Origin of the sequence: uncultured Nevskia sp., assembly GCF_903885465.1 — a bacterium.
In the GTDB taxonomy this organism is placed as follows: domain Bacteria; phylum Pseudomonadota; class Gammaproteobacteria; order Nevskiales; family Nevskiaceae; genus Nevskia.
The window spans coordinates 1-10,031 of sequence record NZ_CAISIQ010000534.1 but is presented as its reverse complement, the minus strand read 5'-3'; the positions used below and the strand labels follow the sequence as shown (position 1 = coordinate 10,031).

The 10,031-nt window shown below is 66.4% G+C and carries 9 protein-coding genes and 1 pseudogene; 3 read left to right on the top strand and 7 right to left on the bottom strand.

All coding sequences use genetic code 11. The features are described 5' to 3' along the window. Positions 1 to 762: L-histidine N(alpha)-methyltransferase (locus QZY06_RS20710; protein ID WP_295687803.1), on the bottom strand; the 762-nt coding region annotated here is incomplete at its 3' end. A gap of 53 nt (positions 763 to 815) precedes the next feature. Next, complete coding sequence (gene coq7 / locus QZY06_RS20705; protein ID WP_295687800.1) at positions 816 to 1,511, bottom strand: 2-polyprenyl-3-methyl-6-methoxy-1,4-benzoquinone monooxygenase; 696 nt, start codon at positions 1,509 to 1,511, stop codon at positions 816 to 818. Positions 1,512 to 1,610: 99 nt separating this feature from the next. On the opposite strand from coq7, the gene QZY06_RS20700 reads away from it, so the two are divergent. Genes QZY06_RS20700 through QZY06_RS20690 form a run of 3 tightly spaced genes read left to right on the top strand, consistent with a single transcriptional unit; the run spans position 1,611 to position 7,228 of the window. Next, positions 1,611 to 3,320 carry a M28 family peptidase gene (locus tag QZY06_RS20700; protein WP_295687798.1) on the top strand — a complete coding sequence of 570 codons (1,710 nt, stop codon included), beginning with the start codon at positions 1,611 to 1,613 and terminating at the stop codon, positions 3,318 to 3,320. Positions 3,321 to 3,349: 29 nt separating this feature from the next. Next, the gene (locus tag QZY06_RS20695) at positions 3,350 to 5,629 is read left to right on the top strand and encodes an acyl-CoA dehydrogenase domain-containing protein (protein WP_295687796.1); all 2,280 of its coding nucleotides are present in this window, start codon (positions 3,350 to 3,352) and stop codon (positions 5,627 to 5,629) included. 24 nt (positions 5,630 to 5,653) lie between these two features. Beyond that, the gene (locus QZY06_RS20690; RefSeq protein WP_295687794.1) at positions 5,654 to 7,228 is read left to right on the top strand and encodes a glycerol-3-phosphate dehydrogenase/oxidase; all 1,575 of its coding nucleotides are present in this window, start codon (positions 5,654 to 5,656) and stop codon (positions 7,226 to 7,228) included. Here the strand turns inward: QZY06_RS20690 and QZY06_RS20685 are convergent. From QZY06_RS20685 to QZY06_RS20665, 5 genes and pseudogenes are all read right to left on the bottom strand, one after another. Beyond that, complete coding sequence (locus QZY06_RS20685; protein WP_295687792.1) at positions 7,219 to 7,944, bottom strand: RES family NAD+ phosphorylase; 726 nt, start codon at positions 7,942 to 7,944, stop codon at positions 7,219 to 7,221. The two genes, QZY06_RS20690 and QZY06_RS20685, sit on opposite strands and share 10 nt — an antisense overlap. Beyond that, complete coding sequence (locus QZY06_RS20680) at positions 7,904 to 8,335, bottom strand: MbcA/ParS/Xre antitoxin family protein (protein WP_295687791.1); 432 nt, start codon at positions 8,333 to 8,335, stop codon at positions 7,904 to 7,906. The genes QZY06_RS20685 and QZY06_RS20680 overlap by 41 nt, the downstream gene beginning before the upstream one ends. 79 nt (positions 8,336 to 8,414) lie before the next feature. Continuing rightward, positions 8,415 to 9,104, bottom strand: coding sequence for an ElyC/SanA/YdcF family protein (locus QZY06_RS20675; RefSeq protein WP_295687788.1), 690 nt, complete (start codon positions 9,102 to 9,104; stop codon positions 8,415 to 8,417). Further along, positions 9,101 to 9,508 (bottom strand): MAPEG family protein, encoded by a 408-nt coding sequence (locus tag QZY06_RS20670; RefSeq protein ID WP_295687785.1) that lies wholly within the window; start codon positions 9,506 to 9,508, stop codon positions 9,101 to 9,103. Before QZY06_RS20670 ends, QZY06_RS20675 begins: the two co-directional genes overlap by 4 nt. A gap of 122 nt (positions 9,509 to 9,630) precedes the next feature. Then, a pseudogene (locus QZY06_RS20665) lies at positions 9,631 to 10,031 on the bottom strand (VWA domain-containing protein); the annotation flags it as partial.

Genomic DNA, 10,031 nt, shown 5'->3' with positions numbered 1-10,031 from the left:
GAAATCGGCACCGAGCACACGATTGGCAACCCGCAGCACATTACGATTGAACGCGGCGGTGACGCCGAGCGCATCGTCATAGGCGGCTTCGAGCCGCCCCGCATCACGCTCGCAATCGACGCCGATCAGCAGCCCGCCGAAACCGCCACCGAGCTGGCGCAGGGTTCTCAGCAGGGTGATCGCGCGCAGTGGCTCGAAGTTGCCGATCGACGACCCGGGATAGAAGAACAGCGGCGGCTCCGGCACTTCATCGAGCACCGGGGCCAGCATCTGCGGGCGAGTGAGATCGGCAACCACGCCGATCGCGTCGAGATCGGGATGCGCTTCGGCGATGCGCGCGACCGCAGGCCGCAGCCAGGCATCGGCGATGTCGACGCCGACATAGCGGCGTGGCGCCACTGCCGACAGCCAGTCGCGCGACTTCGCAGCATCACCGGCTCCGAGATCGACCCACTGGAAACCCGCCGGCAGCGCCTGGCTGATCTCGATGGCGATCGCCTCGCGCGCTTCGCTGAAGATCGAGGCTTCGATGCGGGTCGGGTGGTATTCGTCGAGCTGGCAGATGGCATCGAACAGCGCGCTGCCCTGGGCGTCGTAGAAGAACTTCGGATCAGTGCGCGCATCAGCCGCGAGCAGGCCGGCGAGCAGGCGCGCGGCGTCCTCGGCGAGGTTCGCGGTGTGCAGTTCGACGATGCGCGTCGTGGCGCGTGGCGCAACGGCGAAAAAATCGTCGCGCAGGGTTGAAGCAGAGACTTTTGTCACGTCGGGAGCTCTCTTGGAGGCGACCCGGATACGGGCCGACGTGGAAGGTGGATTCAGACGCGATAGGCGCCGAACTTCATGATCTGCGAGACGCCGGCCATGATCCGGCGCACCGGCATCGGCACCGGCGCAGCGCCGGCAGCCGCTGCTTCCTCGCCGTGGCGCGTTTCGTCGGCGCGCATCGCTTCGACGATCGCCCGCGAGCGCCGATCCTGGCGCGGCAGCTTGCCAAGATGCTCGTTCAGATGATCGACGACCTGGCGTTCCGTCTCCTCGACGAAACCCAGACTGGCCTTGTCACCGACCAGCCCCGCAGCGGCGCCGATCGCGAACGATCCGGCGTACCACAGCGGGCTCAGCACGCTCGGCTGCTCGCCGAGTTCGCGGAGGCGGGCATCGCACCACTGCAGATGATTGCGCTCTTCGGCCGCGGCGCGCAGCAGATGCTCGCGGACCTCGTGATCGCGCGCGACCAGCGCCTGGCCGTGATAAAGCGCCTGGGCCGACACTTCACCAGCGTGATTGACGCGCATCAGGCCGGCGGCGTGCTTGCGCTCGCGCTCGTCGAGCGGCGCCTCAGCCACCCGTTCTGCCGGGTAGCGGCTGGACATCGGCGCCGCAGGGCGCGCGGCAAACGGCCCTCTGGCCAGCAAGCCCAAGCCCTTGCCGACCTGCAGCAGCAGGCGATCGACGGGGGTGTAATCACGGTTCGCGTCAGCGACCGGCTGCGTCTGAAAAGGCGTGGCCATTTGTGGCGCTCCAAGGTTTTTCCTATTCTGCGAGTGTTCCCTGCTACCCGCCACCCTGGCCTGGTAGCTCATCCGCCTGCACCCGCAACGGAATCCGTCATGAATCCTCCCCTCATCTGCCGGCTGGCGCTGGCATTTGGCCTTGCCGCATCGCTCGGCAACGCTGCCTTTGCCGCGGATCCGATCGCTTCTGCGACCGGTGCCGGCCTGCCGCCGGAAGTCGCTGCGGCAGCGGCCGGTATCGATGCCGAACACATCAGGAGTCATGTCCGCTTCCTGTCCAGCGATCTGCTCGAAGGCCGTGGCACCGGCAGCCGTGGTGGCGACATCGCCGCCGAATACCTGGCCGCGCAGTTCGCGCTGGCCGGACTCAGGCCGGCCGGCGACAACGGCAGCTATCTGCAGAAAGTGCGCTTCGCCGGCACCCAGACGCTGGCGACGACGACCATGTCCTTCGTGCCCAACGAAGGCGAAGCTTTGCCGCTGAAGCTGTTCGATGACTACGTGGTGGCGGACCAGAGCCTTGCCGAGTCGACGATCGTCGATGCGCCGCTGGTGTTCGTCGGCTACGGCATCGAAGCGCCTGAATACCAGTGGGACGATTACAAGGGCGTGGACATGCGCGGCAAGGTGGCGCTGATCATCGTCAACGAACCGCCGTCGACCGATCCGAAATTCTTCAAGGGCGAAGCGCTCACCTATTACGGGCGCTGGACCTACAAGTTCGAGCAGGCCGCGCGCAAGGGCGCGTTGGGCGCGGTGCTCATCCATCGCGAGGATCTGGCCAGCTATCCGTGGTCGGTGGTGAAAAGCTCGTGGAGCAATGAATCGGTGGCGCTGGCCGACGATCAGCGGCCGAAGCTGAAGGCCGCGTCCTGGGTGCAGCTGGAAGTGGCGCGCCTGCTGCTGGCGCTGTCCGGTCGCGATCTCGACGCCGCGATCAAGGCCGCAGGCACTCGCGAGTTCAGAGCCTTCGATCTGCCGGTTGCGCTTCACGCCACCATCGAAAGCCATGTCCGCCGCTTCGAATCCTCGAACGTCGTGGCGATGCTGCCCGGTGCCGACAAGGCCGCGCCGCGGCAAGCGGTGCTGTACAGCGCCCATTACGACCATCTGGGCGTCGCGTCCGAGATGGCCGGCCCGCCGGAGACGGATCGCATCTTCAATGGCGCCATCGACAACGCCACCGGCTGCGCGGTGCTGCTCGAACTGGCGCGTGCCTATACGTCCGTGAAAGAGCCGCCGCCGCACTCGGTGATCTTCGCGGCGGTGACCGCCGAGGAGAAGGGCATGCTCGGCTCGAAATATCTCGGCGAACATCCGCCGATTCCGACGGGGCAGATCACGCTGAATCTGAACTTCGACAGCTTCGCGCCGTTCGGCGTGCCGGAAAGCGTCAAACTGCTCGGTGCCGATCGCCTGACTTTCTATCCTTCGGTTGAAAAGATCGCCAAGGCCTTCAAGTTCACCATCGAGGCCGATTCGCGGCCGCTGGCCGGCAGCTATTACCGCTCCGATCACTTCAGCATGGCCCGGGTCGGCGTGCCGGCGTTCTCGGTCAGCCTGGGCGACAAGTACGTGGGCCAGACCCGCGAATGGGCCCAGGAAAAGAGCCGCGAGTACACCGCCAAGACCTATCACCAGCCCAGCGACGAATTCCGCGAAAACATGGATTTCTCATCGAGTGTCGAGATGGCCCGTTTCGGTCTCGCCCTGGGCTGGGAGGCGCTGAGCCTGCCGAAATCGATCGCCTGGCTGCCCGGCGACGAATTCGAAGCCACCCGTCTGAAAAGCGAGCGCAACCCTTGATCATCACCTTGAGCCGGAGCGCCTGAGTCATGGCCTACTGGCTGCTGTTTTTCCTGATTGCTTTCGTCGCCCTGGCCCATGCCCGGGCCGGCATCCGCACCACCAGTCTGGTGCTGGGTGCGGTGACCTTGTTCTACGGCGTGTTTGGTGAATCCTGGATCGCCTTCGGGCTGATGATGATCGCCGGCCTGATCGTGTTCGGGCCGCTGAATCTGCCAGTGCTGCGCCAGGAATGGCTGTCGCGGCCGCTGTTCACCGGCTTTCGTCGCGTGCTGTCGCGGCTCGATGAGCGCCAGCTTGCGGCGCTGACCGGCACCGGCACCGGCTGGGAAGCCGAGCTGTTCAACGGCCAGCCGGACTGGAGCCGTTTCCACGAAAGCTACAGCGCCCGGCTGACCCCGGACGAGCGCAGCCTGCTCGACGGCCCGCTGGCCGAGTTCTGCAGCCGCTACGCACGCGATCCCGAGACGCCAGCCGCCCATGCGCGGCTGCGCGCTTATGGCCTGCACGGCCTGGCGGTTGACGGTTTGCACGGCGGGCGCGATCTGTCAGCGCTGGCGCAGTCGGCCGCGCTGATGCGGCTCAGCGCCAGCGCCGGCAGCGATCTCGCCCGACGCATCGGTGCGCCCTCGCGGCTGGCCTGGATCGCCGCACTGCAGCGGCACGGCACGCCGGCCCAGCAAAGTCGCTGGCTACCGCAACTGGCCGCAGGCGCCAACTTGCAGACCATCGAATCCGGCATTGCCGGCGATGCCGTGATCGAAGCCGGCGACGAGGGCCCGGCGCTGCTGCTGACGCTCGACATCACCCTGACCGCCGATGCGGAAATCGTCGGCTGCTGTGTCGATCTGCGCGATCCCGAAGCGCGTCTCGGGCCTGATGCTGCGACCGGACCCACTTGGCTGCTGCTCGACGCAGCACTGTTGCGTGACAAGCGTGGCCCGCTGCGTCTGCCACTGGAGGCGGTGATCGGCGATCGCGAGCACATCGGTGAAGCCGCCCGTCAGGGTGCCGAGAGCCGCGCTGTCGCCGACGCGATTTCACCGATCGCGATTCATGCCGGCTCGGCCACCGCGCTGGCGCTGGCCGCCGGCAGCCTGGCCAAGTTGCATGCGCCATTCGGCTTGTCGCTTGGCGAACGCTCGCTGGCCGAGGAAGCGCTGGCCACTCTGGCGGCACGCGCAACCGCCGCGCAGGCACTGGCGGCGCTGACCGCCCGCGCCGTCGATCTCGGCGAGAAGCCTTACGCGGCCGCAGCGTTCGCGCGCACTTTAGGCTTGGCCCAGGCTCGCGAGTGCACGGCGACGGCGCGCGATCTCGGCCTTGATCAAGGCCTGTCGGCACGACTGGTGACCGATCTCGACGAACCGCCATCGGAAACCCTCGAGCCGGCGCTGGTCGCGCGCACCGACGTCTACAGCGCCTGCGTGCTGCGCAGTCACGGCGCCTTCATGCAGGCACTGGCCGCCGCGCAGGACCCGAATCCCGCCACGGCGCTGACCCGTTTCGATGATGCGCTGTGGTCACACGTCGGCCATCTGTTCGGCACCGCTACGCAGGCATTCGCGCTGGGCCTGACCGCGAGCAGCCCGCTGTTCGGCAGCAGCGCGCCGGAAACCCAGTATCTGCGCAAGATCAATCGCTACAGCGCCGCGCTCGCGTTTGCGGCTGACGTCGGCCTCAGCGTGATGGCCAGCGAACTCGGTTCGCGCAAGCCGTACACCGCGCTCCGCGCCGTCCGCGAAGCCTCCCGGCGCAGCCTGACCACCTGGCTCGGCGATGCGCTGGCCCAGCTCTATCTGGCCAGTGCCGCACTGCGCCAGTACGACGAGGGCGGTGCCCACCTCGACGAACGCGCAGTGCTGGAACTGATCTGCACCGACGCCTTCAGCGCCTGCGAAGAAGCCCTGGACCGCCTGATCCGCCATCTGTCGTCGCCGTTCCTGGCCTGGCTGACGCGACGCATCGTGCTGCCGCTGGGCCCCAGCCGTCGCGCGCCGCGTGAAGCCACGCAGCGCAGCGTCGCCAACCAGTTGCAGGGCGACAGCCGGCTGCGCGAGCGGCTCGGCGAGCGCGTCGGCCTGCCGGCCGATGCCAGCCCCTGGCCGCTGATCGACCAGGCCCTTGGCCTGATGCGTGCTGGCGATGCCATCGAGGCGCGAGCGATCGCGGCAAGCGTCAGCCGCCTGTCACGCCACGTACCGACCCGTATCGATCAGACCCGCGACAGCGGCGTGATCGACGAGGCAGAAGCCCAGGCGCTGCGCGACTGGCTGGCTGCGGTCACCCGAATCCAGAAACCTGATTGAAACCTTCCTGAATCTTCTCCGCCGATGATCCCTGCCTTTCCGCTGATCCGACAAACCGCTGCACTCCGCGACGCGCATTACGACCTGCTGGTGATCGGCGGCGGCATCTACGGCGCCTGGACCGCTTGCGACGCCGCTCAGCGCGGCCTGAAGGTGGCAATCGTCGAACGCAACGACTGGGGCTCCGGCACCTCGCAGTCGTCGTCCAAACTCATCCACGGCGGCCTGCGCTACCTGGAGCATTACGAGTTCGCGCTGGTCCGCCACGCGCTGGCGGAACGCCGGGTGCTGTCGCGGCTGGCGCCGCATCTGGTGCGGCCGCTGAACTTCGTCGTGCCGGTATGGAAAGGCGCGCGAGTCGGTCGCCTGCAATTGCTCGCCGGCCTGACCTTGTACGACTTCCTGGCCACGGGCAAGCAGCCGGTGCCGCGCTTCAAATCGTTCTCGCGCAGGAAGCTGCTCGCGGCCCATCCCTATCTCGACGAGGCCGGCCTCCGAGGCGGCCTGCGCTATGGCGATTGCCAGGAGGACGATGCGCGGATGACCTTGTTCGTGATCGCCGCCGCCCAGGCTGCGGGCGCGGTCTGCGCCAATGCAGTCGCCGCCGACAGCCTGAGCTTCGACGGCGAGCGCTGCACCGGCGCGATCTTGCGCGATACCGAGACCGGCGAGGTCTACACGGTCAAGGCCGATTGCGTGGTCAACGCCGCCGGGCCGTGGGCGCATCGCCTGCCGGGCATGGGCAGCAACGACGGCAAGCAGGCGGTGAAGCTGGTCAAGGGTGTGCACTTGGTGATGCCGGCGATCCCGGAGTTGGAAGATGCCTTCCTGCTGACCGCGCCCTCGGATGGCCGCGTGTTCTTCGTCATTCCGTGGAATAGCAGGACTCTGGTCGGCACCACGGAATCCTCAGTCGACGATGCCACCGGCGTCGGCGTCACCGAGGCCGAGGCGCAATACCTGATCGAGGCCGTCAACGCCTTGATGCCGGGCCTGGGCTGGACCGTGGAACAGATCATCGGCCGCTTCGCCGGAGTGCGCAGCCTGCAGGCCGAAGACGCCGAAAGCCTGGCCGCAGTAAGCCGTGAATTCACCGTGCTGGAACCGCGTCCGGGACTGGTCTGGCCACTGGGTGGCAAGTACACGACGGCGCGCTGCGATGCGGTAGAGATCGTCGATCGCGTGCTGGAAAGCCTCGGCCGCGAACCGATCGAATCGCACAGCGATCGCGATGCCCTGCCCGGCGCACCGCACGAGATTCGCGAGCTCGGCGACTTCAGCGGCTGGCAGGCGGAAGCCGTCGCCGGCCTGGCGCGGCGCGGACTCGATGCCGACGTTGCGCGGTCCTTGGCCCTGCGTCACGGCACCGGCATCGGCCGGGTGGAAGCCCTACTCGACGAAAATCACGCCTGGGCTGAACGCATCCATCCGGGAGCGCCGTACCTGGCGGCGGAAGTGGTGCTCGCGGTGCGCGACGAAATGGCACGCACCGTCGATGACGTGGTCCGTCGGCGCATGCCGCTGTCGCTGGTCGTACATGACGAACCGAGCTGGCGCGAGCGCGTGGCGGCGCTGATGGCGGAAGCCGGTCAGCGGTAGTCGAACTCGAAGGCTTCCGGCCGCGACGGCCGGCTGCCGGTGCGCACCCAGGATGCGCGCTGCGCATCGGCACTCAGGAACCAGGTTTGCCGCGTAGTGATGCCGCGTCCCTCGCTGAAGGCGCGGCAATCGAGCACCGCCGCGCAGGCGGCGTGGTCGGGATCGCGCACCGATACGTAGCGGATCAACTGCACACCGGCTTCGCGGGCGTTGCGCGCCAGGCTGAGGCAGGCGCTGTAGTCATCCGGATGCATCCACTGCGCGGCATCGGCCACGAACGGCGGAATTCCGAGATCGATGGCCGAGCCACCGGCCTGGGCGCGAAACAGCGTGTGGGCAACGGCATCCAGCGAGCGCAGACCTTCACTGGCGGCAACGAAGCGGCAGCGCCAGTAGCCCACTTCGGCGCAGGCGGCCTGCACGGTTTCGGCGCCGTACCAGACGCCGTGATCGATCACCTCGCGAAACCGCGAGCCGCCGCGGGCCGAGGGATAGCGGAAAGGGGTGAACAGCAGATAGTCGAGCGTGCGGCACTCGGTCGGCACCGCAGGCTTGTTCGCTTCGAGGATGTCTTCGAGCAGTTCCTGCTCGGTCTGACTGTCGACCAGCACCCGTGTGGCCACCGTGTGCTGAGCTTCGACGGCCCGCCATAGCAGCACTTCGAGGCTGACCGCCTCAGATGCGAGAGCGGGAGGCGTCCAGATACTGGAGGACATGGATCAGGCCTTCGCAGCTGCCGAGCAGCTTCGCGGGTTCGCCGCCGAGCGCGCTGTTGCCGGAATGCAGCCAGGCCTGCATCGCTTCGACCTTGCCGCCGGTGATCGCGTCGAGCGAGCGGTAAACACGTACCAGCAGTGTCGCCAGTTCCCAGGGTTTGGAGTCCGGCGCAAGCTGCCAGGTACCCGCATTGAGTCGCGACGCAGTAGCCGGGCTCAGGCCCAGCGCCTTGGCCAGTTGTACCTGCGACAGCGCGAGCCGCCCGGCAGCGCGAACCACGGCTTTCGACAGTACCGGAGCGGCCTCGCTCGCGGCAGCAGGTTGCGCGCTTCGGCGCTTGCCGCCGGTTGCGACGGAGTAGCTCGTCGAACTGGATTCTCGAATTTCCATGGAAAGAATCGTGATCCGATCTTTCTGAATTTGCAAGAGGGTCACATTAGACGGCGGACCTGGACGAACGCTGGTCGGTTCAGGGCGGCGGCTGCATCTCGATTTCGGGCGCCGTGTTGATCACCTCGCGGCTTCCGAGGAACTTGGGTTCCGTCGACAGCACATAGAGATCAAGCACCGCTTTGACGCGGGCGAACACTTCGCGGATGTAGGTGCGGCTGAACATGCCGATGTTGTCGCTGGTCGCGGCATAGCCGGCGACGCGGATGTTCAGCTTCTTGGCGATGAACACCGCGCGGTAGGCGTGGTACTCCTGCGTGATCACCGTCATCTGCTCGAGATTGAACACCGCCTTGGCGCGGCTGATCGAGTCGAAGGTGCGTACGCCGGCGAAGTCCATGGTGATCGCCTGCGACGGAATGCCGGCCTTGGTCAGCTCGCGCCACATCTGGCGCGGCTCGTTGTAGGTGGAATCCGGATTGGCGCCGCTGACGATGATCTTCTTGATCTTGCCCAGTTGGTACAGCTGTACGGCCGCTTCGATGCGGCCGTAGAACTGTGGATTGGGCTTGCCGCTGCGGGTGAACGGGCTGGTGCCGAGCACGAGACCCACCTCGTTGTCCGGCAGCAGCGACCAATTCGAATAGACGTAGGCTTCCGAATTGTTGACCACCCAGTTGTTGATCAGCGCGACCAGCACCAGCGCCAGCGCCGCGACCCAGATCAGGCCACGGCGCAGGCGACGACGAAAGGCGCGCGTCAATTTCAACGCAGCAATCCCCAGAACATCAGGCCGAAGCAAACCAGCTGGATGGTCCAGAACGTTGCGCGCGCCAGCACCAGCGGCGTGTTGACGCCGAGGATGTGCACGCCGCTCTGGGCAAGGCGGGCATAGACGACGTACATCGCAAGCCCCGCCGTGACTTCAGGCTTGCCCACGGCCTGGGCAGCCAGCACCAGTACTGCAAAGATCGGCAGGTTCTCCAGGCTGTTGGCGTGGGCATCGGCCACGCGCTGGATGAAGCCCGGATCATTCGCGTTCTTCGAGCCACGCGGCCACGAGGTGATCGAGGTGCCGGTCAGCAGCGCCACGCCGCGATAGGCGAACACCACGACCACCAGCAGGAAGGTCCAGGCGGTAAACAGCAGCAAGGCTTGAATGGAAATGGTCATCTGAGTGGTTCTCCCCGTTTTCTTGTGCGCTACGAATCGGCAGCGTCGCCGACTATAGACGGCCGGTATCGATGGCAGGAACTGTTGAATTTTTGAGTCGATTGTTCAGGCTGCAAGCCCGGTCAATGGCTGAGCCGCTTGATCGCCTTGTCGAGGCCAGCGAGGGTCAGCGAAAACATCCGGTCTTCGCCGATCAGCTCGCGCGCCGCAGTGATTGAGGGCGTGTATTCCCAGCGTTCCTCGTGCTCGGGATTCAGCCAGACCGCACGCGGGAACGCTTCGGTCAGGCGCTTGAACCAGACCGCGCCGGCTTCCTCGTTCCAGTGCTCGACACTGCCGCCCGGATAGAGGATTTCGTAGGGACTCATGGTCGCATCGCCGACGAAAATCAGCTTGTAGTCCGCCGTGTACTTGCGCAGCACGTCGAACAGCGGAATGCGCTCGGCCTGACGGCGGCGGTTGTCCTTCCACACGCTTTCGTACAGGAAGTTGTGGAAGTAGTAGTACTCGAGGTGCTTGAACT

What these genes read in the sequence shown, in the direction of transcription:
- coq7 (WP_295687800.1), bottom strand. Translation starts at nt 1,511, where the DNA reads ATGGCCACGCCTTTTCAGACGCAGCCGGTCGCTGACGCGAACCGTGAT.
- QZY06_RS20700 (WP_295687798.1), top strand. Translation starts at nt 1,611, where the DNA reads ATGAATCCTCCCCTCATCTGCCGGCTGGCGCTGGCATTTGGCCTTGCC.
- QZY06_RS20695 (WP_295687796.1), top strand. Translation starts at nt 3,350, where the DNA reads ATGGCCTACTGGCTGCTGTTTTTCCTGATTGCTTTCGTCGCCCTGGCC.
- QZY06_RS20690 (WP_295687794.1), top strand. Translation starts at nt 5,654, where the DNA reads ATGATCCCTGCCTTTCCGCTGATCCGACAAACCGCTGCACTCCGCGAC.
- QZY06_RS20685 (WP_295687792.1), bottom strand. Translation starts at nt 7,944, where the DNA reads ATGTCCTCCAGTATCTGGACGCCTCCCGCTCTCGCATCTGAGGCGGTC.
- QZY06_RS20680 (WP_295687791.1), bottom strand. Translation starts at nt 8,335, where the DNA reads ATGGAAATTCGAGAATCCAGTTCGACGAGCTACTCCGTCGCAACCGGC.
- QZY06_RS20670 (WP_295687785.1), bottom strand. Translation starts at nt 9,508, where the DNA reads ATGACCATTTCCATTCAAGCCTTGCTGCTGTTTACCGCCTGGACCTTC.